At 35.8% G+C, this 25,608-nt stretch carries 26 protein-coding genes and 1 other RNA gene; 22 read left to right on the top strand and 5 right to left on the bottom strand.

Annotated features, from left to right (window positions below; genetic code table 11):
* Positions 1-209: 209 nt before the first annotated feature.
* Positions 210-746: a helix-turn-helix domain-containing protein gene (locus tag RHP76_RS04545; protein ID WP_123279846.1), complete on the bottom strand. Its 537-nt coding sequence runs from the start codon at positions 744-746 to the stop codon at positions 210-212.
* A gap of 955 nt (positions 747-1,701) precedes the next feature.
* On the opposite strand from RHP76_RS04545, the gene RHP76_RS04540 reads away from it, so the two are divergent.
* Positions 1,702-2,811, top strand: a complete 1,110-nt coding sequence (locus RHP76_RS04540; RefSeq protein ID WP_062674961.1) for a M14 family zinc carboxypeptidase — start codon at positions 1,702-1,704, stop codon at positions 2,809-2,811.
* A gap of 52 nt (positions 2,812-2,863) precedes the next feature.
* The gene (locus RHP76_RS04535; RefSeq protein ID WP_288441791.1) at positions 2,864-3,268 is read left to right on the top strand and encodes a hypothetical protein; all 405 of its coding nucleotides are present in this window, start codon (positions 2,864-2,866) and stop codon (positions 3,266-3,268) included.
* Between the two features lie 203 nt (positions 3,269-3,471).
* Here the strand turns inward: RHP76_RS04535 and RHP76_RS04530 are convergent, their stop codons facing one another.
* Positions 3,472-3,969 carry a DUF4920 domain-containing protein gene (locus RHP76_RS04530; RefSeq protein ID WP_062674957.1) on the bottom strand — a complete coding sequence of 166 codons (498 nt, stop codon included), beginning with the start codon at positions 3,967-3,969 and terminating at the stop codon, positions 3,472-3,474.
* Between the two features lie 142 nt (positions 3,970-4,111).
* On the opposite strand from RHP76_RS04530, the gene RHP76_RS04525 reads away from it, so the two are divergent.
* The 7 genes from RHP76_RS04525 (at position 4,112) to RHP76_RS04495 (ending at position 13,048) form a co-directional block, all read left to right on the top strand.
* Positions 4,112-5,524 carry an APC family permease gene (locus tag RHP76_RS04525; RefSeq protein WP_311229586.1) on the top strand — a complete coding sequence of 471 codons (1,413 nt, stop codon included), beginning with the start codon at positions 4,112-4,114 and terminating at the stop codon, positions 5,522-5,524.
* A 158-nt stretch (positions 5,525-5,682) separates the two neighbouring features.
* On the top strand, positions 5,683-6,123 hold the full coding sequence (locus RHP76_RS04520; protein ID WP_311229585.1) for a GPW/gp25 family protein: 441 nt from the start codon (positions 5,683-5,685) through the stop codon (positions 6,121-6,123).
* 24 nt (positions 6,124-6,147) lie between these two features.
* On the top strand, positions 6,148-8,031 hold the full coding sequence (locus RHP76_RS04515) for a type VI secretion system baseplate subunit TssF (protein WP_311229584.1): 1,884 nt from the start codon (positions 6,148-6,150) through the stop codon (positions 8,029-8,031).
* Positions 8,032-8,114: 83 nt separating this feature from the next.
* Positions 8,115-9,002, top strand: coding sequence for a class A beta-lactamase, subclass A2 (bla, locus tag RHP76_RS04510; protein ID WP_120231347.1), 888 nt, complete (start codon positions 8,115-8,117; stop codon positions 9,000-9,002).
* Positions 9,003-9,291: 289 nt separating this feature from the next.
* Complete coding sequence (uvrA, locus tag RHP76_RS04505) at positions 9,292-12,123, top strand: excinuclease ABC subunit UvrA (protein WP_311229583.1); 2,832 nt, start codon at positions 9,292-9,294, stop codon at positions 12,121-12,123.
* A gap of 271 nt (positions 12,124-12,394) precedes the next feature.
* Positions 12,395-12,799 carry a hypothetical protein gene (locus RHP76_RS04500; protein ID WP_311229582.1) on the top strand — a complete coding sequence of 135 codons (405 nt, stop codon included), beginning with the start codon at positions 12,395-12,397 and terminating at the stop codon, positions 12,797-12,799.
* 114 nt (positions 12,800-12,913) lie between these two features.
* Complete coding sequence (locus RHP76_RS04495) at positions 12,914-13,048, top strand: bacteriocin-like protein (RefSeq protein WP_082798797.1); 135 nt, start codon at positions 12,914-12,916, stop codon at positions 13,046-13,048.
* A 31-nt stretch (positions 13,049-13,079) separates the two neighbouring features.
* Here the strand turns inward: RHP76_RS04495 and RHP76_RS04490 are convergent, their stop codons facing one another.
* Positions 13,080-13,625: a DUF3828 domain-containing protein gene (locus RHP76_RS04490; protein ID WP_311229581.1), complete on the bottom strand. Its 546-nt coding sequence runs from the start codon at positions 13,623-13,625 to the stop codon at positions 13,080-13,082.
* A 118-nt stretch (positions 13,626-13,743) separates the two neighbouring features.
* Here RHP76_RS04490 and RHP76_RS04485 point away from each other — a divergent pair, with 118 nt between their 5' ends.
* The 4 genes from RHP76_RS04485 to RHP76_RS04470 all read left to right on the top strand — a co-directional run bounded on the left by RHP76_RS04485 (position 13,744) and on the right by RHP76_RS04470 (position 15,610).
* Entirely contained in the window at positions 13,744-14,256 is a 513-nt protein-coding gene (locus RHP76_RS04485; protein WP_062674938.1) for a DUF421 domain-containing protein, read from the top strand.
* 5 nt (positions 14,257-14,261) lie between these two features.
* A complete protein-coding gene (locus RHP76_RS04480; protein ID WP_311229580.1) occupies positions 14,262-14,753 on the top strand; it encodes a GNAT family N-acetyltransferase in 492 nt (163 codons plus the stop codon).
* A 386-nt stretch (positions 14,754-15,139) separates the two neighbouring features.
* The gene (locus RHP76_RS04475) at positions 15,140-15,274 is read left to right on the top strand and encodes a quinol oxidase subunit 4 (protein ID WP_394361450.1); all 135 of its coding nucleotides are present in this window, start codon (positions 15,140-15,142) and stop codon (positions 15,272-15,274) included.
* A gap of 114 nt (positions 15,275-15,388) precedes the next feature.
* Positions 15,389-15,610, top strand: a complete 222-nt coding sequence (locus tag RHP76_RS04470) for a hypothetical protein (RefSeq protein ID WP_034698313.1) — start codon at positions 15,389-15,391, stop codon at positions 15,608-15,610.
* Between the two features lie 43 nt (positions 15,611-15,653).
* Here the strand turns inward: RHP76_RS04470 and RHP76_RS04465 are convergent, their stop codons facing one another.
* On the bottom strand, positions 15,654-15,968 hold the full coding sequence (locus RHP76_RS04465; RefSeq protein ID WP_062674931.1) for a DUF4286 family protein: 315 nt from the start codon (positions 15,966-15,968) through the stop codon (positions 15,654-15,656).
* A gap of 150 nt (positions 15,969-16,118) precedes the next feature.
* Between RHP76_RS04465 and gyrA the strand changes: the two genes are divergently transcribed.
* The 6 genes from gyrA (at position 16,119) to RHP76_RS04435 (ending at position 23,191) form a co-directional block, all read left to right on the top strand.
* Positions 16,119-18,719 carry a DNA gyrase subunit A gene (gyrA, locus tag RHP76_RS04460; protein ID WP_288441801.1) on the top strand — a complete coding sequence of 867 codons (2,601 nt, stop codon included), beginning with the start codon at positions 16,119-16,121 and terminating at the stop codon, positions 18,717-18,719.
* Positions 18,720-18,748: 29 nt separating this feature from the next.
* Entirely contained in the window at positions 18,749-19,783 is a 1,035-nt protein-coding gene (locus RHP76_RS04455) for a tetratricopeptide repeat protein (protein WP_311229579.1), read from the top strand.
* Positions 19,784-20,084: 301 nt separating this feature from the next.
* The gene (locus RHP76_RS04450) at positions 20,085-20,921 is read left to right on the top strand and encodes a 1,4-dihydroxy-2-naphthoyl-CoA synthase (protein ID WP_034697698.1); all 837 of its coding nucleotides are present in this window, start codon (positions 20,085-20,087) and stop codon (positions 20,919-20,921) included.
* A 72-nt stretch (positions 20,922-20,993) separates the two neighbouring features.
* Complete coding sequence (gene menA, locus RHP76_RS04445; protein WP_062674924.1) at positions 20,994-21,923, top strand: 1,4-dihydroxy-2-naphthoate octaprenyltransferase; 930 nt, start codon at positions 20,994-20,996, stop codon at positions 21,921-21,923.
* 16 nt (positions 21,924-21,939) lie between these two features.
* Positions 21,940-22,386 carry an SRPBCC family protein gene (locus RHP76_RS04440; protein ID WP_311229578.1) on the top strand — a complete coding sequence of 149 codons (447 nt, stop codon included), beginning with the start codon at positions 21,940-21,942 and terminating at the stop codon, positions 22,384-22,386.
* Positions 22,387-22,504: 118 nt separating this feature from the next.
* Positions 22,505-23,191: a metal-dependent hydrolase gene (locus RHP76_RS04435; RefSeq protein WP_062674920.1), complete on the top strand. Its 687-nt coding sequence runs from the start codon at positions 22,505-22,507 to the stop codon at positions 23,189-23,191.
* A gap of 117 nt (positions 23,192-23,308) precedes the next feature.
* On the opposite strand, the gene ffs is transcribed toward RHP76_RS04435, so the two are convergent.
* Positions 23,309-23,406, bottom strand: an RNA gene (gene ffs / locus RHP76_RS04430) — signal recognition particle sRNA small type.
* Between the two features lie 130 nt (positions 23,407-23,536).
* On the opposite strand from ffs, the gene RHP76_RS04425 reads away from it, so the two are divergent.
* Genes RHP76_RS04425 through RHP76_RS04415 form a run of 3 tightly spaced genes read left to right on the top strand, consistent with a single transcriptional unit; the run spans position 23,537 to position 25,499 of the window.
* Positions 23,537-24,139: a DUF4199 domain-containing protein gene (locus tag RHP76_RS04425; protein WP_062674918.1), complete on the top strand. Its 603-nt coding sequence runs from the start codon at positions 23,537-23,539 to the stop codon at positions 24,137-24,139.
* Between the two features lie 17 nt (positions 24,140-24,156).
* Positions 24,157-25,107: a glycosyltransferase family 2 protein gene (locus tag RHP76_RS04420; RefSeq protein WP_062674916.1), complete on the top strand. Its 951-nt coding sequence runs from the start codon at positions 24,157-24,159 to the stop codon at positions 25,105-25,107.
* Positions 25,107-25,499: a hypothetical protein gene (locus RHP76_RS04415; RefSeq protein ID WP_120231335.1), complete on the top strand. Its 393-nt coding sequence runs from the start codon at positions 25,107-25,109 to the stop codon at positions 25,497-25,499. The genes RHP76_RS04420 and RHP76_RS04415 overlap by 1 nt, the downstream gene beginning before the upstream one ends.
* Positions 25,500-25,608: the final 109 nt, after the last annotated feature.

The raw sequence follows: 25,608 nt of genomic DNA, 5'->3' as shown, positions 1-25,608 counted from the left end.
AATAGAATGTCAACCATATAATAATCCAATACTATTACCCTTTTAAATAGCCCAAATTGTAAAAACTATAATTATAGGAACAGATGATCATAAAAAAGAAAAACCCTATCAACTGTATCCTGTAAAAATTTTAAAATAAAATAAAGCAATAGCTTTAGTTTTCTTCTTCAAATATTTTTTAACCTGATCATCTTCTTTGATCAGGTTTTTTAAGGCTCAAAACTTTCGAATTTTCCGTTTTCGTAGAAGAGAACGATACGTTTTATTTTACTTTGCTGATTACCAAATAGTTGACCTAAAATATGATTGTCGGAATTTTCTAATCGCTGAGAATCCGATATTTTTTCCGCAGCTTTATCCTGGGCTGGTATAAACGATTCTCCAGGACTTGACGCTGGAGCTTCTGCTTCCGTTTCATCACTTCCAAATTCATCATCGTCATTCATCATGGTGAAAAGGTCGGGTAGTGGAGTTGTTTTTATTTTTTCCTCTTCAGTATTTCCTTCGCTAGTTTCTGATTCGGGAAGTTGAGATTTCAGCATCTCACCTTCACCGGTAACAAGCCAGTCCCAAAGAAGTTCCGGGAAACGGGATTTTATTTTTATGATAAATTCAAGAGACGGTTTGTTTCTTCCTGATGTGATATGAGAAATAGACGAACGCTGTACATCAATCTCATCTGCAAACTCAGAAGGAGTAAGACGAGAATACTCTATAATTTTGGAAATTCTTTCATTTAAACTCATAAAAATAAGCTATTAATTATTTTACAAATGTAACGCATAAAATTTACAAATGCAAAATACAAATGTAAATAAAGTAAAATTTTTTATATACATTTGTAACATGATTTTAATTATTTTAAAATCAGATAATTATACATAAATTACAAATGTATTTACTTATTATCCAATCTATTATTACAACGCTCTACAGGTTATTTATATCTATTAAAAGACTGATATTTTTCCAAAATACTGGTTTAAAAATGTAATTTTTATCCATTGATGGAGTTATTTTGTCTATTAAATATCCTTAAAATAGAATATACATTATTAAACTACTTAAATCATTTCCGGAAACAGAATTATAGATAAATACCCTTTGTAAAGCATATAAAAGTACTTTTGGTATAATTACATTAGTAAATTACTGATGTAAACATACTATTTTAAGTTTATATTAGGCGAAGTTGAAAGAAAAACAATAGTCCTGTTAAACAACAAATTTTAAAGCTCTTAAAAAAAGTGTTATTTGAGTCATTTTCAGAAATCTGTTTGGTTGTTTACTGATTTTACATATGTATACAACGATAAACAACAAGGTTATCCACAATTTAAATGTTTAATAAAATAACTCTTAAATGATGAATTAAAGCCTTTTAACCACTTAAAGTGATGTTATAAAAACAATTGAGATAGATTTTATAAATGACTGATTTTTAATATTTTAAATATATTGAATTAAATTATTCGCAATCCACAATTTTATCCACAGACAATTTGTCTTTCGCTGTTGTTTAATAAGGTTACAATTGTTAACCTGTATTCATAACTCAAAAAATGTCTAATTTAAACCTTGTAAACAATTTTAAAACCAGATGGCAAATGTAAATTTGTAAATTTTACTATCATTTACAAATGTTAATTTAAGTTTTTGACTAAAAATGGCTAAATTTGATTCTTGTAAACTATTCCTACAATGAATTTTGAACAGATCTATTCACAAAACCCCGATTTCTCAAATCGCTATATTTCCCCTGAAAAATTATTTTCTTATCTACAGGACAATCTCAGTGATTATATTCAGGAAATCGGAACATCCTATTTAGATAAACCTATTTATCAGTTAAGCATCGGAACCGGAAACATTCAGGTATTGGCCTGGTCACAAATGCACGGAAATGAATCCAATGCAACCCATGCTATGCTTGACCTTTTGATAAGTCTTGATAAAGCTCCCGAAATGAAAGAAGATTTGTTCAGTAAAATAAAACTTGATTTTATATTCATGCTGAATCCGGACGGATCTGAAAGATGGACCAGATTAAATGCAGCCGATATTGATCTGAACAGAGATTTTCATAATGAAGCAAGTAAAGAGATTAAATTCCTGAAGAAAGCAGCTGCTTCCAAAAAATACGATTATGCTTTAAACCTTCATGAGCAGAGAACCATTTTTACTACTGATGGAATTCATCCTGCTACGCTTTCATTTTTGGCTCCTTCTGAAAATGTAGAACGGACGGTTACCGAAAACAGAAAAAAATGTATGGCAGTCATTGGAAGCGTGTACAATCATTTAAAAGAAATGATTCCCAACCAGATCGGAAGATATTCTGATGAATTTTATCCGACTTCTACCGGAGATAACTTTATCAAAGCAGGAATGCCAACCATCTTATTTGAAGGCGGGCACTTTGTTGAAGATTATACCCGGAAAGGAACAAGAAAATACTATACAATTGCTCTTTATTATGCATTAAAAGCAATCAGTGAACTGAACTCTGATACTACAGGCTGGGAAACTTACCTTGAAATTCCCGAGAACCAGGAAACGCATTATGATGTTATTTACAGAAATGTAAAGCTGAATACAGAGCATGAATGTATTTTGGATATTGCCGTTCAGTACAGGGAGATCAAAGAAGAAGGAAAGAATGAAATTTCTTTTATTCCTTTTGTAATGGAAGCAGGTGATGTAAAACAAAAGAAGGGCTGGCTGGAAATAGACTGTACCGGAAAGAAATTTATTTCTGCAACTAAATATCCTAAACTGGATGCTGTGGTAGAATTTAAAATTGAAGATTAAAACAATGGTATAAAGATAATCTCCGTTACTAAATTAATTAATAAGGATTATTATGATGAAAAATTTTCTGACCTTAATTTTATTGATAAGTATGGGATTGCCTTTGATGGCACAAAATCAATCTGCCATTCCCTATAAAGCAAATGATAGTGTAATGGTGACCGTAATCCTCCGCCACATGCAGGAAAATCCTGTGGACTCAATCCAGGCAAGAGTGATGAAGCAAAAATTTTATCAGAAGCTCAATAAAAGTCACACCCGTATTGTATCCTGGAATGTTGTGATGGGAATAGGACAGATTATTACTTTAAGATTTAAACCTGAATACACAAGAGAAGTGAATCAGGTTTTTGAAAGCGGAGCTTGGGGTGGATTCAAGACAGAGTTTTATCCATCGTATGATTTTCTACCTGTTTATCCGGTAATGTTAGAAAAAGAAAAGAAACTGAGTAAATAATAAGATCAGTTAATATCATCTTATAAAAAATTCGGCAGGCCTTTAGGCCTGCCGAATTTGTATTTTTATATCTGATTTCAGAATTTGACTAGTAAATAAAATTTATATTCAATAGAAATGGGCTTTATCCTATAGAATGTTAAAAAATATTCATCCGGTTTTAGCCAAAATCTAATTTTATAAATTTTATTCAATAATTAAACTTACTTAACCACTTTAATTCCATTCGCCACAAATCTGATCTCTTCTTTAGGTTGAGTAATGGCATCAATTTCAGACTGTGGCTGTTTAGCATCTTCTGCATAATGTTTCTGCTCATTTACAGAAATTACTTTTCTTTCTGCATTACCATCCAATACTACATTTTTTCCTTTTAAAGCTGTAGGTACGAAGAAAGCATAGTCTTTCATTTTTACAAAAAACTTAGAATTATCTTCTGTCTGGATTGTAAGCCAGCAACCTTTTTTGTCACATACGTCAGTTACTTTTCCTTTAATAGATACATTCTCAACTTTTTTGTTGTCTTTTTTAAGCTGCTTATTCAATTTATCTACGCTGATCGCTTTGGATACAGCAGATGAAGTTACCTGGCTTCCATAAGTATCACCTACCAAAGCTTTCCCTTCTGGTGGTCCGGATTGAGCAAATGCTAATGAAGAGCCTGTAAAAGCGGCAGCAAATAATAAAACTTTAAATTTCATGTTTAATATTTTTTTCAAAAATACTAATTAAAATTGAATCATAAAGGAATAAAAAATGACAAAAAACAGGTGTTTTGATGAATTTTCAACAAAATTGAAAATCAAAGACAGATTTGATTATATTTGACTCCTATACTTGACTATGCAAAAAAAACTGAAACTATGGGATGCCATCATGCTTGTGATGGGATCTATGATCGGAAGCGGGATCTTTATTGTAAGTGCTGATATGATGCGAAACCTGGGATCAGGATATTGGCTCATTGTGGTGTGGGTGATCACAGGAATAATGACAGTAGCCGCAGCCATAAGTTATGGAGAACTGTCCGCACTGTTTCCGAAAGCCGGAGGGCAATATACTTACCTGAAAGAAATCTTTGGTAAAAGAATGGGATTCCTTTACGGATGGGGATTGTTTACCGTAATACAGACCGGAACAATTGCAGCCGTAGCAATGGCTTTTGGTAAATTTACAGCGTATTTGATTCCTTCATTAAACGATGCTGCCCCTATTTTCCAGAGTGGTGAATTTAAAATTACCTGGATACAGATTCTGGCAATTGCTGTGATTCTGTTGCTTACGTACATCAATACCAGAGGTGTAGAAAGTGGGAAAATTCTTCAGAATATCTTTACCGGTTCCAAAATTATTGCATTACTGGGACTGATTGCCGCCGGTTTTATATTGGTAGACATTTCTCATTTAGCAGAAAACTTCAGCTGGGGAACAGATTCTTTTAATAACCTTAAAAAAGATTTGAGCGGAAATTTCCTTAAAGAAGGCTGGGAACCGATTGGAGGAATGACTCTTTTAGGAGGAATTGCTGCTGCCATGGTAGGATCTGTTTTCAGTTCCGTTGCGTGGGAAAGTGTAACATTTGTTTCCGGAGAAATTGAAAACCCTAAAAAAAATGTAGTAAAATCAATGATTTATGGTACTTCTGCTGTAATGATCCTTTACATCGCGGTGAACTATGTCTACTTAAATGCTCTGGACAGAGATGGAATTGCATTTGCTGCCAATGATAGAGTAGCGGTAGCGGCATCCCAGAATATTTTCGGAAGTGCAGGAACGATCATCATTGCTTTATTAGTTATGATTTCTACATTTGGATGTAATAACGGATTGATTCTGGCGGGAGCAAGAGTTTTCCAGACGATGGCAAAAGACGGAATGTTCTTTAAATCGGCAGAAAAAAATAATAAAAATGAAGTTCCTGAAAATGCCTTATGGATGCAGGGAATCTGGGCATCAATTCTATGTCTGAGCGGGCAGTACGGAAATTTATTGGATATGATTTCTTTCGTGATCGTTCTGTTTTACATGATTACAGTTTTTGGGGTTATTTATTTAAGAATGAAACAGCCGGAACTGGAAAGACCTTATAAGACATGGCTGTATCCTGTAACCCCTGTTATTTACCTTGTCATCGGAACTTGTTTCTGTATCCTGTTGCTTATTTATAAGCAGCAATATACATGGCCTGGTTTTGTTTTGGTATTGCTGGGACTTCCTGTGTACTATTTTATCAACCGAAAAAAAGCAAATGCTTAAAATAAAATAAAAATGTAACAGATTAAAGGGCTTTCAATTCAATTTGAAGGCCCTTATTTTTGAATAATATTTAAAGTATTGTCATCATTATTTGCCGAAAATGTGTAATTTGGTATTTCGTTTTTAAAAACAGGACCATGAAGTAAAAACAATAAGTTATGGATACACCAAATTACAGAATGCCTTTCGTACCGTCTACTTTAATGACCGAAGGCGGAAGTATCGATACCTGCGATATGGGGGAAAGTATTGCCCACAATATTATGCTGCTGATCACCACTAAAAAAGGGGAGAACAGATACGATGAAAACTATGGAAATGATGTTTGGAAACTTGAATTCGATAATGGAGTTACAAGTGCCATCTGGGAAAGCGTTTTTATCAAAAGCTTAAGGAGACAGATTCAGGAATATGAGCCAAGAATTGTCAACCCGCAGATTGATGCTCACATACAGTTTGTAGAGCACAGCTACGATACTAAAGAACACACCGAAATTAAAAAGAAAGTAAGAATTGCCATCAATGCAAAAATGGAGGAAACAGGAGAACGTTTCAGCTTCTCAACAGAGTTGTTTCTAAGCCCGATGTCTATTGATTAATATTTTTAACAGCGAAAGAAAATTATGAATTTAGATCAGAATATTTATTCCAAAGAATCTGTAAAAGCAAGAATGCTGCAGAATGCAACAAAGGTATGGGGATTGAGAAGTCCACAGTCTTTAGATCCTTTTGTGAAACTGTTGATAGATGCATTCAGTACAGAAATTTTCAAAGCGAATAATGAAATACAGACGGTGAATGCCCGTATATTGGAAAAACTGGCAAAACTTCTTACTCCGTCCATCTATACACATCCTATTCCGGCTCATTCTGTAGCTTTTACACAACCTTACGAGTCTTCTGAGATTTTATTGGAACACACGGAATTCTTCTTCCGTAAACAGATGACTTCCACGGTGAAATCAGAATCAGACAAGCAGCTGAACATTCCTTTTACGCCGGTAGGAAATGTAAGAATCAATAAAGTTCACACTTCCATCATGTTTGTAGGAAATACCTGCTACAGCATCGATGACAGATTCAATAAAATTCCTATTGCAAGATTTCAGGGAAGACCTGAAGATTACAGAAAAATTACAATTGGAGTAGATGTAAGCAAATATGTAAGTGAAAACTTTCCGAAATATCTGAGCATATTCTGCTCCAATCCTGCTTTTGAACACCTTGATTTTGTATACAAATTATTGCCATATATCACGGTTTCAAGCAATGGTAACCCTCTGTTTGTAAGAGAAGGACTAAGCTATCTTACAGAAAGTCAGAATGATGGTTACGAGCAGATGTTCAAAGAGCAATCCATTAGAAATAAATTGATTGAGGATATAAAAAGTATCTACCGCCATAAATTTATTGAAGTAACAGGAATTTCTCAAAGTCTGTTTTCAGAACCTGGACAGCTTCCACAGAACCTTGATTTCCTGACTGGAAAAGAAGAAATTACTAAATTTCTGGATAATAAAAGTTATCTGTGGCTTACGTTTGAGTTTCCACCACAGTTTTCAGCAGAAATCCTGGATAATTTCTCATTTGTACTGAATGCTTTTCCTATCTACAACAGAGGTTGGAAAAAAACAGAATACAGCCTTGATATCATGGGAAATAATATTCCTTTGGTAACAGACGAAGGCGAGCATTTTCTTTATGTGGATGAGGTACAGGATGGTGACGGCAGAAGATATACCGAAATTCCTTTCACCCCGGCCGATGATCTTAAAAAAGGGTTGTATACCGTAAGAAAAGGAGGAATGGAGCGTTTTACCAGCCGAAATGCAGTAGATATGATTGCCAATGTTCTGGAACTGACAAGAGATGAAATTGCTGCATTTTCCCTTTTGAACAGAGATAATGTAAAAGGAGTCTTAAGTGAAATGTCTGACAAAATGAAATCCATGGTGCAGAAAGTAAATAATGCCAAAAGGAATATCAGACAGGAGCTGAATTACGTAATCATGGAACCGGTGGAAAAAACCGATCATACCTATGCTTCTTTTTGGGTAACACACTGTACGCTGGCCAATCATATGCGTCCGGGAACTGAACTTTCCAACCAGTTGAAATCCCAGACTGTGGTACTGCTTACCGAAACATTAGGTGGAGCTGAGGAACAAAAAGGAACGGATAGTATTCAGGCGTATAAATATGCCCTGACAACCAGAGATAAGATCATTTCTTTGGAAGACGTTAAAAACTATTGCCGTATGATTCTGAAAGATGAAGTAAGAGAAGTAAGGGTAAGAAGAGGAACGATGATCAGCAACAAGCCAAAAGAAGGTTTTGTAAGAACTGTTGAGGTAGAAATCATTCCGCAGAACTATTCTTTCTACGGAAGAGCCTATTGGGAAAATATGGCCAATATTATAAGAAATCAGATTATTGCCAAAGCCATTGATGGAATCGAATATATCGTAAGGATTACCAATGAAGATGTTGATTTTCAGGATATGTAGTTCTTATAAAATAAGTTGAAAAAATAAATGCCGTACCCGCTACGGCATTTTTAATGTAATGTTCAGAATAAGATCAGAATTCAATGAAAAAAATATCACTTTTAATACTTCTCCTCCTCTTTGGTGCTCATTTAAAAAGCCAGACTATTAAAGATCTGAAAAATAAAATTAATCAGATAATCTCTACAAAAAATGCAACTGTTGGAATATCTTTAAAAGGAATAGAAGATAAAGATACACTGAGCATCAACGGAAATAAAGAAACTCCAATGTTGAGTGTTTTCAAATTTCACATTGCCTTAGCTGTTTTAAACCGGGTTGACGAAGGTATATTAAAACTGGATCAAAAGTTTTTCATCAAAAAAGAAGATCTGCTACCCGAAACCTGGAGTCCGATCCGGGAAGAATATCCTCAGGGGAATATGTATCTTACCTTAGATCAGTTATTAAGATATACCGTTTCCCACAGTGATAATAATGGTTGTGATATTTTATTGAACATCATTGGCGGAACGGAGACAGTACAGAAATTTATTAATAAGCAGGGGATTAAAGATTTTACCATAAAAGTAAATGAGAAGGAAATGTCCTCGTTTGAAAAATGTTATCTGAATACAACAACGCCTTTGGCAACCACAGAACTTTTAGAAAAATTCTATAAAGGAAAAGTGTTGAAAAAAGAAACTACAAAATACCTGTATCAGGTGATGGTAGAAACTTCAAGAGGGCTTACCTGGATGAAAGCGGGACTGCCTGTAGGTACAGAATTGGCCCACCGAACAGGAATTTCCGGAAGAAATGAAAATAATCTACGCGCTGCAATGAATGATGTAGGAATTATAAAACTTCCAAATGGAAAACATGTGATTTTATCCATTTATCTTAAAAATATTAAAGAAGAAATGGCAGATACGGAAAAAATCATCTCAGATATCAGTCACGCTGTCTGGGAATACTATACGTGCAAATGAAAATTTGTAATTATGATTATACCTTTTTTAATCTCAATATATTTTATCATATCAATAGGAACGGGCTTTAGCCCGTTTTTTAATAAATGAGCTTCCATTGGCTTCAGCCCAAAGATAATGATCTGAAAAATATAAAATCATTCCGGAAAAATTCAATAACATCGGGTTCAGTGTCTTAACAAAACCTAAGAATTTTTTATGAAACTTTTATCCCATTTATATTCAAAAAAAGTCTATAAAATTTCGTATTTTTGCACGTTGTGATTTTCAGGCAAAGTCACTCCAAATTATGAGCAAATCAACAGAATATATAGAAGTTTACGGAGCACGTGAACACAACCTGAAAAATATTAATGTAAAAATTCCACGCAACGAATTGGTCGTGATTACCGGCCTTTCCGGAAGTGGAAAATCGTCATTGGCTTTCGATACTATTTTTGCGGAAGGCCAGCGTCGTTATATCGAAACATTCTCTGCCTATGCTCGTCAGTTTTTAGGTGGATTGGAGCGTCCGGATGTAGATAAAATTGAAGGACTTTCTCCGGTTATTGCTATCGAGCAGAAAACAACCAATAAAAATCCGCGTTCTACTGTCGGAACCGTTACTGAACTGTATGACTTTCTACGTCTTTTGTATGCAAGAGTTTCAGATGCGTACTCTTTGTCTACAGGGCAGAAGTTGGTAAGCTATACCGAAGATCAGATCCTTGAAACCATCAAAGAAAATTATAAAAAAGAGAAAATCATGCTTTTGGCGCCAGTGGTACGTTCCAGAAAAGGACATTATCATGAGCTCTTTGTTCAGATGGCCAAAAAAGGTTACGGGCAGGCAAGAATTGATGGTGAACTGCAGGATATTGAATATGATTTAAAACTTGACCGTTATAAAACCCACGACATCGACATTGTGATCGACCGTTGGATTATCGGGGAGAATGCTTCAGAAGGAAGAATGGAGAAATCATTGCGTACAGCAATGGAAATGGGAGAAGGAATTATCGGAATTCAGAAATTGGGAAGTACAGATATCGAATATTTTTCCAAAAACCTGATGGATGCTGAAACCGGACATTCTCTGGCGCTGCCGGAACCCAATACCTTCTCATTCAACTCTCCAAAAGGAAGCTGCCCGAATTGTAAAGGCTTGGGAACCATTAAAAAGATCAATACCGATTACTTTATAGACAATCCGAAACTATCTATCAATCAGGGAGGATTACTGCCGTTGGAAGATATCAAGTCCAACAAATGGATTCTGTCACAGATCAAAAACATTCTTGAGATCTTTGGATTAGGATTAACAACGCCATTGCAGGATATTCCTGAAGAAGCATTGGATTATATCTATAACGGATGTCATAAAGAGTTTAATAAAGACCTGAAATACGCCGGAATTACTAAAAAAATAAAAATTGGTTTCGATGGTCTGATTGCTTTCATGGAGGAGATTATTGATGATAGAGACTCATATGAAGCTGTTTTATTGGAAAGACATTTTACTACAGAAGAAATATGCCCTGAATGTCATGGTACCCGCCTTCAGCCTTCAAGCTTAAGTTTTAAAATTGATGGAAAGAACATTGCCGAGGTTAATGGATTAAGCTTAGCAGATTTAAAAGACTGGTTAGCTGATGTTAAAGATAAATTCTCCGAAAAAAATAAAATCATTGCACACGAGATCTTAAAAGAAATTGAAACCAGACTTCAGTTTTTGCTGGATGTAGGATTGGATTATTTAAGTTTGAGCAGAAGTTCAAAAACACTTTCCGGAGGAGAATCGCAGAGAATCCGCCTGGCAACACAGATCGGATCTCAGTTGGTAAATGTGCTGTATATTCTTGATGAACCAAGTATCGGGCTTCACCAGAGAGATAATGAAAGACTCATCCATTCCCTGAAAAACCTGAGAGATATTGGAAACTCCGTATTGGTGGTAGAACATGATAAAGACATGATTCTTGAAGCTGATGAGGTGCTGGATATTGGTCCGAGAGCAGGAAAATTCGGTGGAGAAATTCTTTGGCAGGGGAAACCAAAAGATTTATTGAAAGCCGATACCATCACTGCTCAATACATCAATGGAAAAAGAAAAATAGAAATTCCGGCAGACAGAAGAGCTGGAAGCGGTAAAAATATTGTTTTAAAAGGCGCTACAGGGAACAATCTTAAAAACGTAACCCTGGATATTCCTCTTGGTAAACTGGTTGTAGTAACCGGAATTTCAGGTAGCGGAAAATCTTCTCTGATTAACGGAACATTGTATCCGATCCTTAACAAGCACTTCTACAGAGCGGTTCAGGAACCGTTACCATACAAGAAAATTGAAGGGTTAGAAAATATTGATAAAATTGTAGACGTAGACCAGACACCAATCGGAAGAACGCCACGTTCGAATCCTGCAACCTACACCGGAATGTTTACCGATATCAGAAACCTTTTTGCAGAGCTGCCAGAAAGCAAAATTCGTGGGTATAAGCCTGGAAGATTCTCTTTCAACGTAAAAGGCGGAAGATGCGAAACCTGTCAGGGTGGAGGATTAAAAGTGATCGAAATGAATTTCCTTCCGGATGTATACGTACACTGCGAAACCTGCAACGGAAAACGTTTCAACAGAGAAACCTTAGAAGTTCGTTACAAAGGAAAATCAATCTCTGACGTATTGGATATGACGATTGATGAAGCGGTAGATTTCTTCCAGCCGATTCCTAAGATTTTTGCAAAAGTAAAAACATTACAGGATGTAGGTTTAGGGTATATTACCCTTGGACAGCAGTCAACAACCCTTTCAGGAGGTGAAGCACAACGTATCAAGCTTGCTACTGAATTGGCAAAAAGACAAACCGGAAATACCCTTTATATTCTTGATGAACCAACTACAGGACTTCATTTTGAAGACGTAAAAATCCTGATGGATGCCATCAACCAATTGGTAGAACTTGGAAACTCATTCATCATCATCGAACATAATATGGATGTCATCAAATTAGCAGACCATATTATTGACGTAGGACCAGAAGGAGGAAAACATGGCGGACAGATCGTTGCACAGGGAACTCCTGAAGAAATTGTAAAGTCTAAGAAGAGCTTGACTGGAAAGTTCCTGAAGAGGGAACTGGAGTAAGTATTCATAAAATTTATAGAGCATTTTTAAAATAAGAAAATCGAGATAATAATTGGCTAAACTCATAAGGTTTAGCCTTTTTTATGCTTAAAATACCTTTCCAATATTAAATTTTCAATTATTTTTAAAATTTATCACACTGATAATCAATTAATTAATCTTTAATGTTAACTCAATATTAACTCAATGTAAAATTAATATGAATTATTTTTAATAACTTTGGTTAAGAGATACAAAAATAGGTTAGTATAACATTTAAAACCAGTTAGTTATGAAAAATAGAATTCAAATAGTAATGGCTTCACTTTTCGTTTGCGGATTTGCTGCTGTTTTGAACACTGCTAAAGCTCAGACTACAGATCATAATACCATTCAGGAAATTCAGTTGAACAGGAGTGAAACATTTAATGATATTAGAAATAAACTAGAAGCTAATTTTGACCTTACGAATCCTGATTACAAACAGGGAACCGTAAACTCTGTGGTGAAATTTGATATCGCAAAAAACGGAAAAATTGTAAACGTTCACTCCAGTGGAGACTGTAAAACCGTAAGTAAAGAAATTGAAACCGTGTTAAGTGATCTCGACTACAGGGTAGATCGCAAAAAACTAACTGATAATATGGTTGCCTATACTTACGTAATGCCAGTGACAGTAGAGATCCACAGCAGATAGTATTCATAGCATATTATTCAATAATATGTGAATAATGAAAACTTATCAGATTAAGTTGTAATAAACAAAATAGTATAAGATTTTAATTTTGGGCTACCATAAAATTAAAACTATATGAAAAATTTAAAAAAGCTGACAAAATCAGAGTTGAAGTCAGTGAACGGAGGAGAGCCTGTAAAATACTGTACGTTTTGCGAGTGGGCAAATAAAGTAATCTGCAGCGATATTCCAATCGTTCAATGTCCGTAAAAAATAAAGCCGCTTTTTGTAAGCGGCTTTTCTATTGTTGTGTACTCTGAACAAACTGTTTTAATCTTGCTTTAAGATCTTTAGAATTCCCTATTGTATCAAAAGTAACATTATCTATTCTCCATCCTTTCTCTGTCTTGATCAGATGCACGGTGTCCATCCAGGTTTCTTTGGGGGAAGCTGCATTATATTCGAAGGCTACCAATGCTTCAGCAGTCTTATCCTGTATCTTAACAGACTTGATTTTATAATCTGTAAATCCTTCATACAGACTGGAAAAAATAGCCCCTTCGAATATTAAAGGTTTCTCATCAGGATGATCACTATTTTTTACCTTTTCAATATCAGCCTTTGATGCATTGATGGCCTCGTCTAAAACTTTTTTTAAGTCCTGAGAAAATAAAGTATCCGTAATCGGCTGGTTGTAAATAGCCTCGTTGGATTTACCGTATTGAGTATACAGTTCATTAACTTTTTCAATAATGACTGTTTCTGAAGACTGAGTAGGTTGAGACTCATTCTTTTTGCAGGATACAAAAAACAGGAATATTCCTAAACAGAGAAGTAATTTTTTCATTGGTATTATTTTGTAGTATTATTTGAATTTCAGGCTCAAAATGTATACCAAAATCTGCCTATAAAATATTTCTTAAGAATCACAAAAATCAATACATTTGAGTAGATAAAAAAAAATTGTGGATCCAATTCTTAATGTTGCTGTCCGTTCCCTCTGCGTTTACCTTTTCATGGTAATTGCTATCCGTTTATTCGGCAAAAATCAGCTTTCCCAGCTCAATGCAGGAGATGTTGTATTATTGTTGTTAATTTCAAATGCTGTTCAGAATGCCATGGTAGGTCCTGATACCTCTCTTCAGGGAGGAATCGTGGCGGCATTGGTTTTGTTTGTTGCTAATTTCATTCTGAAGAGACTCATGTTTTCCAGCCGTTCCTTTCAGACTTTTATGGAAGATGAACCGGTTATTCTGATCAGGGATGGAATTGCCGATCAGGCAGCCCTGAATCGGGTAAAGATTACAGAAAGCGAATTGGAAGAAGCGATAAGAGAACACGGAATTGAAAACATAAACAATGTAAAGCTTTCCGTTCTGGAAGTGGATGGAAATATCAGTGTTGTTTCTCAGGATGAAAAAAGCAAGCAGACACACTATTCAAGAATTAAAAGAAAAATCAAAAGAAAATACCATTAAATACGATGAATTACGAATTAAGAGAAATGCTTCCCAGTGACGAAGCCAGGGTTCTTGAAATTTTCCGCCAGGGAATAGACGGTGGGATTTCCACTTTTGAAACAGAAGTTCCAACTGCTGAAGCCTGGAGCATGGGCTATTTTAACGACTGCCGCTGGGTACTGGAAAATGAAAAAAATGAAGTAGTAGGATGGTGTGCCTTAAAACCGGTCAGCAAAAGAGAATGCTATAAAGGAGTTGCAGAGGTAAGCATTTATTTTGATAACGAATATCAGGGAAAGGGATTGGGTTCCGTATTGCTTAAAAAATTGATTTTGGATAGCGAGGATCACGGATTCTGGACATTACAGACCAATATCTTCTCCGAAAATGAAACTTCTATCAAATTTCATCAGAAAAACGGTTTCAGAATCGTAGGCGTCCGTAAAAAAATCGGAAAACTCAACGGAGAGTGGAAAGATATTATCCTGATGGAAAAAAGAAGTGAAATCGTCTAGAGAGCTATAATTTATAATTGATAATTGATGATTGATGATTGATGATTGATGATTGATGATTGATGATTGATGATTGATGATTGATGATTGATGATTGATGATTGATGATTGATGATTGATGATTGATGATTGATGATTGATGATTGATGATTTTGTTTGGTAAGCATATGATTCTCCATAACAAAATTCACCATTGACCTGCGAAGCAAAATTGACCATTGACAATAATCATTGAAATTCAACCTTAATCCTTGAACCTTAAACATTAATCCTCTAACTTTAACTTTTTTAACCTTTGGCACTACCATTGTTATATTACATAAAGTTGAAAAATAGAAATAATGAAAAATTTGATTAAAATCACAGGAGTTCTTATCGTAGCGTTAATGTTATCATCATGTGTGGTGCATGACAATGGACGCCGGGTGAAAACAGTTCCGCCAGGACAGGCTAAAAAAGTGTTTGGAGGAAGTGCAAAAGACTATGCTCCTGGGCAGGTAAAAAAAAGAAGCGGCTACTAGGAAGTACAGAAAATAAAAATTAGCAGTAAGTTTTAACATATATTAGCTTAATTTCAATTTCTTTTGGCATTAACCTTGATATATTTCGCTATCGAAATTGAAAAAGTGAAAATAATGAAAAGTATGTTGAAAATTGCTGGGGTAGCAGTGGTTGTTTTAATGCTGTCCTCTTGCGTGGTACATGAGCATCATGGAAGAAGAATGCCACCCGGGCATGCCAAAAGGTATTATGGCGGAAGTGCAAGGTACTATGCACCCGGCCAGGTAAAGAAAGTATATATTTATGACGATCGTGGTCATCATCACAAAGGCCGCGGTCATGGACATCACAGATAAAAAAGAAAAGCACTGAATTTTTTCAGTGCTTTTTTATGATCTATTATAATCTCGATTTTTTCGGATTAAGGAAAGTGTTGAAAACCATTACTTCCTGTCCGAACTTTTTCTCAATTCTTTCAGAAATATTTAAAAGTTCACTTTTAATAAAATCTTCCCTCAGTTCATCATTATCAAAAATTAACAGGAGATTATAATTTTTGCCTTCCTCGATAAAGTCACTGTGTACCTCAGAAAGAATATATTTGTTGACATCCATCAGGTTTTCAGTCATTAAAACCAGTGTTTCATCAATATAATTTTCCCATTCTTCCAGGTTATCTTTTGTGCAGTGGAAAGTTATACTTAATACGCTCATATTTTTATGAATTTTTAAGATTTTTTTGGATAAATTCTACAGCAAAAATCGGCATTTTTTTCGTAAATTAGCCCGTTAATAAAAATTGGAAATAAATAATTTTCAGACTTACAGCTAAGAGTTTGAATATCATTACAATAAAATTTGTTTATGCAAAAAGAAGGAGAAAGACTGATTCCTATCAACATTGTTGATGAAATGAAGTCGTCTTATATCGATTATTCGATGTCCGTTATCGTTTCAAGAGCGTTACCGGATGTAAGAGACGGCTTGAAACCCGTTCATAGAAGAGTACTTTATGGTATGTATGGATTAGGGGTATTTTCTAACAGAAAATATTTAAAATCTGCGAGAATTGTTGGGGATGTATTAGGTAAATATCACCCACATGGAGATTCCTCTGTATACGACGCTATGGTAAGAATGGCACAGGATTGGAGCTTACGTTATCCTCAGGTAGACGGACAGGGTAACTTCGGTTCTATGGATGGTGACCCGCCTGCAGCAATGCGTTATACCGAGGCAAGATTGAAAAAAATCTCTGATGAGGTTCTTTCAGACCTGGACAAAGAAACAGTTGATTTTCAGAATAACTTCGACGACAGTTTACAGGAACCGACCGTAATGCCTACTAAAATTCCGAATCTTTTGGTAAATGGTACTTCAGGTATCGCCGTAGGTATGGCAACGAATATGGCGCCTCATAACCTTTCAGAATCTGTAGATGCAATCTGTGCTTATATCGATAATAAAGAAATTACGATTGACGAACTGATGCAGCACATCATTGCGCCGGATTTCCCTACAGGTGGTATCATCTATGGATATGACGGAGTAAGAGATGCTTTCCATACAGGAAGAGGTAGAGTAGTTTTAAGAGCTAAAGTGAACTTTGATGAAATCGGAAACAGAAACGCGATTATTGTTACCGAAATCCCTTATCAGGTAAACAAAGCGGAAATGATCGCCAGAACAGCAGAGCTTGTTAAAGACGAAAAAATCCCGGGAATCCACGAAATCAGAGATGAGTCGGATAGAAAAGGACTTCGTATTGTATATGAATTGAAAAACGATGCAATACCGAATGTCGTTCTTAACCTATTATATAAATATACAGCACTTCAGACATCTTTCAGTGTAAACAATATTGCATTGGTACACGGAAGACCAGAGCAGCTGAACCTTAAAGATATCATCCATCACTTTGTAGAGCACAGACATGAAGTAATCGTAAGAAGGACTCAGTTTGAGCTTAAAAAAGCAAAGGAAAGAGCTCATATCCTTGAAGGATTCATGAAAGTGATCGGAACCCAGGATGCTTTAGACAGAGCAATTTCTATTATCCGTCACAGTGCCAACCCTCAGGCTGCGAAAGAAGGCTTGATTGAGGCGTTTGAACTTTCAGACATTCAGGCTCAGGCAATTCTGGATCTTAGATTGGCTCGTCTTACAGGAATGGAGCTTGATAAGATCCGTGATGAATACGATGCGATCATGAAAGAAATTGCTAATTTGGAAGACATCTTAGCTAATGAGCCAAGAAGATTCCAGATCATCAAAGATGAGCTGATCGAAATCAAAGAAAAATACGGAGACGAAAGAAGAACTGAAATTGATTATTCGGGAGGAGAAATGTCTATCGAAGATATTATCCCGAATGAATCTGTAGTTCTTACGATCTCTCATGCAGGATACATCAAGAGAACTTCGCTTTCAGAATATAAAATTCAAAGTAGAGGTGGTGTAGGTAATAAAGCAGCAACGACAAGAGATTCTGACTTCCTTGAGTATATTGTTTCTGCAACTAACCACCAGTACATGTTATTCTTTACAGAAAAAGGAAGATGTTATTGGCTAAGAGTATTTGAAATTCCTGAAGGTTCCAAAACAGCAAAAGGAAGAGCTGTACAAAACCTTATCAACATTGAACCGGATGATAAGATTAAAGCCTATATCAGAACGAACAACCTTAAGGATTCTGAATATGTAAATCAAATGAGTGTTGTGATGGTAACCAAAAACGGTACAATCAAGAAAACATCATTGGAAGCGTATTCAAGACCAAGAGTAAATGGAGTAAATGCTATCGAGATCAGAGATAACGACCAGTTATTAGGAGCTTATCTTACCAATGGAACATCTCAGATTATGATTGCTACTAAGAATGGTAAATGTATCCGTTTCCCTGAGGAGAAAGTAAGAGAAGTAGGTAGAGGGTCTATCGGAGTAAGAGGTATCTTGCTTGAAGATGGTGACGAAGCTATTGGTATGATTGTTGTGAACGATGTAGAGAATGAAACAGTACTTGTAGTATCTGAGAAAGGATACGGAAAGAGAACTGCAGTAGAAGACTACCGAATTACCAACAGAGGAGGAAAAGGAGTTATTACCCTTAACATTACTGAAAAAACAGGAAACCTTATCGCTATTCAAAATGTAACGGACGAAGACGGATTGATGATTATTAACAAATCCGGTGTTGCGATTAGAATGGGAATGGATGAAATGAGAGTAATGGGTAGAAATACTCAGGGAGTAAAACTGATCAACCTTAAGAAAAATGACGAAATTGCAGCCATTGCAAAAGTAGAAATGGATAAAGATGTAGAAGAAGATTCTGAAGAATTTGGAGAAACAGAAGAAGGAGTTGTAGGATCGCTATTTGATAACCAGGAAAATGACAATGTAACACCTCAGGCTGGAGATGAAAACCCGGCAGAGGAGAATGAGAATTCTGATTCTAAAGAATAAATTGTACAATTAAATATAGAATAGTTATTATGAAGAAACTAATTTTAGGAATGGCTATCGTAGCATCTGCTTTTGCTTTTGGGCAGAAAAAAGATGCGGCAGCTTTAAATGCTCAGCTTCAGGAAGCTAATAAAGTGGCTATGGATGCATATAATGCAAAAAACTATGCTGCTGCAGCGCCTAAGTTTATAGAAGTCTACGACTTGTTAAAGGCTAACGGGCAGGATAATAAAATATATATGTATTATGCCGGATTGAGCCACGCGTTAGCTAATAACACTGATCAGTCTATCAAAATATATACAGACCTTATCAATTCCGGATTTACAGGAGTAGAAACTACATACACTGCAAAAGAGAAGAAGACAGGTCAGGTTGTAAATCTTGATAAAGCGACGTGGGAACTGATGAAAAAGAACCCTGATTACAGTGATTTCAAAACAGAACAGACTAAAAGTATAGAGTCTGATTTGTATGAAACTTTGTCTTCATTGCTTTTGAATGCTAAAAAACCAACTGAGGCTCTTACGATTGTCGAAAAAGGTTTGGTTAAATTCCCAAACAATGCTAAGCTTAAAGAAGCTCAGACTACAGCATACCTTCAGTCTGGAAATACAGACAAATTCGTTTCAGGATTGAAAGAACAATTGGCTAAAAACCCTAACGATGCTACAAACTGGTATAACCTTGGGGTAATGCAGGCTAAAAACCCGGCTACTGTTAACGATGCTTTGGAAGCGTTCAAAAAAGCTGTTGAGCTGAAGCCTGATTTCTCTGATGCATATCAGAATTTAGTATATACGACTATTGGTGATGATGCTAAAGTAGTAGGAGAGATCAATGCCTTAAGAAAAGACAAGCCGGATGAAGCTTCTAAGCTGATTGATGCAAGAAGAGAAAGATTTGGAAAAGCACTACCATTTGCAGAAGGATGGTATAAAGCAAATCCAAAGAGTATTGATGCAGTTACTGCCCTAAAAGAAATTTATGTCGTAACTAAAAATATTGAAAAAGTTAAAGAAATGAAAGCTAAAGAAGCTGAGCTAAGCGCAGCTGCAAAGTAATCATTTTTTACAATAACAGATATGAAAACCGGAACAGAAATGTTCCGGTTTTTTCTATTGTAAGCAGAAAGTGTTGACTGAGCTTCTTATCGTGATTTTTTTTTTGCAGGAGTTTTTAGATCTGTTATGACTTATAAGCCTAACAGGTTTAATTTATTCGATCCCGCTGTGTAGTTTCTGTTGAAAATTCTTCATGCCGAATTCATGCATTCAAAATTTCTGGTTTTTATACTGATGAACCTTAAATTTCAACCTGAGAATTTCTCTGTAATTCCGTATCTTTGAGAAAAATTTTTATAAGATGATCGAGTGGAAAACCGCCAAGGAATACGAAGATATTACCTATAAAAAATCTAACGGAGTAGCAAGAATTGCTTTCAACAGACCTGAGGTGCGTAATGCCTTCAGACCTAAAACAACTTCAGAATTATACGATGCTTTTTATGATGCCTATGAAGATCCTTCCATAGGGGTTGTATTGCTTTCAGGAGAAGGACCTAGCCCTAAAGATGGTGGCTGGGCATTTTGTAGTGGAGGTGATCAAAAAGCCAGAGGACATCAGGGATATGTAGGAGAAGATGGAAGACACCGTCTGAATATTCTTGAGGTTCAGCGTCTGATCCGTTTCATGCCGAAAGTAGTGATCGCGGTGGTTCCGGGATGGGCAGTTGGTGGAGGACACTCTCTTCACGTAGTATGTGACCTTACTTTAGCAAGTGAAGAACATGCTATTTTTAAGCAGACAGATGCTGATGTTACCAGTTTTGATGGTGGCTACGGTTCTGCTTATCTTGCTAAAATGGTAGGACAGAAAAAAGCCCGTGAAATTTTCTTTTTAGGAAGAAATTATTCCGCTCAGGAAGCTTTCGAAATGGGAATGGTCAATAAAGTAGTTCCTCATGCAGAATTAGAAGATACTGCTTATGAATGGGCTCAGGAAATATTGGCTAAATCTCCAACTTCTATCAGAATGCTGAAATTTGCCATGAACCTTACAGACGATGGGATGGTAGGGCAGCAGGTTTTTGCAGGAGAAGCAACCCGTCTTGCGTATATGACAGAAGAAGCTCAGGAAGGAAGAAATGCCTTTCTTGAAAAAAGAAAACCTAACTTCGGAGAAGATCAATGGATATCCTAAAAATATAACTGATAATTGATAGATGATGATTCATGTATCATTTATCAATTATCGCTTATCAATTATAATTATATGACTGATTGGATAAAAGCCGCAAGGCTAAGAACTTTACCGCTTTCTCTAAGCGGGATTATTATGGGGGCTTTCATTGCAAAATGGAGACTTTACGGAGAAGGAGGAATCTGGGACTGGAAAATCCTTGCGCTTGCTCTTTTGGTTACACTTTTATACCAGATTTTATCAAATTATGCCAATGATTATGGGGATGGAGTAAAAGGAACCGACGCTAAAAGAATCAATGAAGCAGAAGCAAGAGCTGTCGCATCGGGGAAAATTACTGCAAAACAAATGAAGAATGCGGTAATCCTTTTCGCAGCATTATCTTTCATTGCCACTATTGCTTTGCTATACGTAGCCTTCATTCCAAACTATATGAATGAATTCTATATCTTCATAGGATTGGGAGTAGCATGTATTCTTGCAGCAATTGGATATACAGTAGGTAAAAAACCATATGGTTATATGGGCTTGGGAGATATCTTCGTGTTTATCTTTTTTGGATTGGTTTCTGTATGTGGAAGCTATTTCTTATTCACAAAAACTTTCAGCTGGGATATATTATTACCCGGAACAGCGGTTGGAATGATGAGTATGGCTGTTCTTAACCTGAATAATATGAGAGATATAGAAAGTGACAGATTATCTGGAAAAAATAGCTTTGCATTGAGAATCGGATTCAAAAATGCAATGATCTATGAAATGATCCTGTTACAGTTACCATTGGTGCTTATCCTTATCTTTTTAGGGGTAAACGGGTTTATACAGCAGCAAAACTACTATGTGTTTATTGTAATGATCCTGTTATTCCCATTAGCCAAGCTGAGAAGAAACATCATGTCGGTGAAAGAACCAAAAGAATTAGACCAGTACTTAAAACAGGTAGGAATCATGACTTTTGTAATGGCTATTCTTACAGCAGCTGGACTTAATTTATTTAACTAATCCAAAATAGTATATCATGAGTTCTAATGTCTATGTTGAAGCTCAAATGCTTATCAGAAAACCGATTGAAGATGTTTTTGAAGCATTCATCAATCCGGAACTAACCACTCATTTCTGGTTTACCAAATCCACCGGAAAATTGGAAGAAGGTAAAACCATTATCTGGGAGTGGGAAATGTATGGCGTGAAATCCGAAGTGAAGGTTCTTCAGATCATTCCAAACCAGCTCATCAGAACAGAGTGGGGAGAGCCTTCAGCGAACGTAGATTATGAATTCAAAACCATGGAAAAAGGAACCTTAGTGATCATTAAAAGCTATGGATTCAGCCAAACGGATGAAGATCTGCTAAAAGTAATTAATGACAATACAGGAGGTTTTACGACAGTTTTAGATGGATGTAAAGCTTATCTGGAACATGGGATTAATTTAAGATTGATTGAGGATAAATTCCCATCAAAATAACAAATTAAAGAAAACACAGATGGCACGAATGCTTTCACAAATGTCACTAATCTCATGGTGTTCTTTGTGAAATGATTTGAGTCATTTGTGTTTAATAATAATTGAAATTAAATTTAAAATGAAAATACAATTCTTAGGACAAAATTGTTTCCTGTTCACCTACAAGGACAAAACAATTCTGAGTGACCCTTTTTACAACTACAAAAAAGCAGAATCAGGTTTTGATATTGCTGCTCAAAAAATCGACTACATCCTGCTGACCCATGCACATGGTGATCATATTGCTGATGTGGCAGAAGTGTTACAGCATTATCCGGAAGCTACCATCATTGGGGTTCCAGAAGTATGCGGTTACTTCCAGCAAGCAAAAAATAAAGACGATGTGAACTTAGGAGGATCGGCAAAAATCGACGATCTTAAAATTTCCATGGTTCCGGCTCATCATACAAGTTCTTTCCCGGATGGAAGCTATGGAGGCGTTCCTGTAGGGTATATTTTCAGGCTTCCTGAAGGTAAGAACATCTATCTGGCAGGTGATACAGGAGTAATGGCTGATATGGAGCTGTTCCCGAGATTATACGGAAACATCGACCTTTCTATCCTTCCGATCGGAAGCCACTACACTATGTGCCCTAGAAAAGCTTCTTTTGCAGCAGCAGAGCTATTAAAAACACCGAAAGTAATCGGATGTCACTTTGATACTTTTCCTGCCATCGAAATCAATCATGAAAGTGCATTAAAGCATTTCGAAGATAAAAATGTAGAATTGGTTTTACCAAAATTAGGTGAGACTTTCGAATTTTAATCAATAACCGAACCGGAGGTAATCTGAAAATTGGAAAAATGAAAATGATGCGTAAGGTATTAAAAACAAAAAAAGATAATTATCAAATTACCTCTCTTCTTACTTTAAATCAAAAAAAAATGGCAAGCTACCTAAATCACACCGCTACGACCGATTACCTTTGCTGCGTTCCCACCCTGGAGGATTCTCAGGAGCTGGTTGTTTAGGACTTGCCGTTGCAAAGGTAGGAATATTTTATAAACTTCAAAAATTTATCAAAGAAAATTAGTTGAAAAAATGCAGTGGTAAAGCTAAACGCCTGACATTTAGAGGGAAAAATTTTCAACTTTTTTTAAAAATTTAAATATGACTAAAAGTCCATCAACACTAGGAATTATACTTTTTATCGCTACAATGATCGTTTTTTTTGTAGTATATACTTTTTTCTCAGGAATCAATTATTTTGATATCTCTTTGAAAGCCAATGCTTTTGTTTTGCCTCTTTTATATGCCGGAGCTGCTTTCTGGTCTGTAAAATCTTACTGGAACAACCATAGAGTGGTGAAATTTAAAGATGCTTTCAAAAGAGCATTCGTTCCGATGTTCATCGGAGGAATTCTTTCTATTTTTAGTATTTATGCTTTTTTAACTTTTGTAGATCCTGCAGCTAAAAGCCTGTTGAACTATCAATATGTTCAAAGACAAAAATCAGAACTGGATACAGAATATACTTCAGCAAGAAAAATTCTGAAGCATCAGAAAGATATTGATGAGCTGGATCAGAAATACAAAGAAAGATTGCAAAGCTTCACGCCAGAGGCCGTTAAAGGAAAAGATATGCTTACCGCAAGTCATTTTTCAGGATATTTTGCGGCAATTCTTATATTTTACGTAGTTTTGTCGGTATTTTTCGGAGCGTTTTTCAGAACAAGAACGATACATCAACCCGAAGAAACAAATCAAGCCTAATTCTTATTAAAATTTAAATGAATTTATCTATAGTTATTCCGTTACTGAACGAAGAAGACTCTCTGGAAGAGCTTTTTTCAAGAATCGACAAAGTATGCACAACCAGCAATTTATCTTATGAGATCTGGTTTGTAGACGATGGAAGTACGGATTTGTCGTGGAGTATTATTGAGAATATGAAAGTTCAGTATCCTCAGATTCACGCTATTAAATTTTCCAGAAATTATGGAAAATCACAAGCGCTTCATGCCGCTTTTGAAAGAACAAACGGTGATGTAGTGATTACCATGGATGCTGATTTACAGGATTTTCCAGAAGAAATTCCGGAATTGTATAATATGGTGATTCATGATAATTATGATATCGTTTCCGGTTGGAAAAAGAAGCGTTTTGATAATGTGATGACGAAAAATATTCCGTCAAAATTATTCAATGCAGCGGCTAGAAAAGTTTCAGGAGTTTATCTTCACGACTTCAACTGTGGTTTGAAAGCATACAAAAAACAGGTGGTAAAATCTGTGGATGTTTACGGAGATATGCATCGTTATATTCCGGTATTGGCTGCCAATGCAGGTTTCAGAAGAATCACGGAAAAAGAAGTACAGCATCAGGCAAGACCTTACGGAACTTCAAAATTCGGAACTGAGAGATTTATCAGAGGATTTCTGGATTTGATAACGCTTTGGTTTGTAAGCCGTTTCGGAGGAAGACCAATGCATTTCTTCGGAGCTGTGGGTACTTTAATGTTTATTGTTGGTTTTCTTTCAGCACTTTGGTTAGGAATTTCTAAACTGATTGATGTAGCAAGAGGAATCTACGGACACTTAATCACCAATAATCCATGGTTCTTTATCGCATTAACCATGATGATTATGGGAAGCTTGCTGTTTGTGGCAGGATTCTTAGGAGAAATGATCATCAGAACCAACCGTGAGCATAAGAATTATAATATTGATGAAGTGATATAATGGAAGAAAAGCTGCCGAAAATTTATTCTAAGAAAGCCATTTTAGGATTTTCTATTTTTCTTTCCGCACTTTTCGGAGGTGTTTTGTTATACCAGAATTTAATAGAGGTCAACAAAAAGAAAGAAGCATACACTGTACTGGCAATTTCGGTTCTTTTAACAATTATCACAGGAGTTATTGTCAATATTCCGGAAGAGCCTAAAAGTTCACTTGCTTATATTTGCGGCCTTGGAGGGGGAAGTTTGCTTTCCTATTATTTTATGCCGAAATATTTTCCAGATGAAGAAAAGTATCCGAAAAAAGCAATATGGAAACCCTTAATTATTGGGGTCGCGATTGTTGCAATTCTTTTGACTTTAATCATTTATGGTGCTTCTGTTGAAAATAGTTAAACATAGAAGAGCTGTAATAAATTATCAATTCTTACAGATTTAAGAATAAATATAACGAAAAGCACTCTGTCAGCAGGGTGCTTTTTGTAATTTTATAAAAACTTTTAAT

The sequence above is a fragment of the Chryseobacterium sp. SG20098 genome (assembly GCF_031844745.1).
Taxonomy (GTDB): Bacteria; Bacteroidota; Bacteroidia; order Flavobacteriales; family Weeksellaceae; genus Chryseobacterium; species Chryseobacterium cucumeris.
The sequence above is the reverse complement of the archived record's forward strand: the minus strand, read 5'-3'. Positions and strand labels throughout refer to the sequence as shown.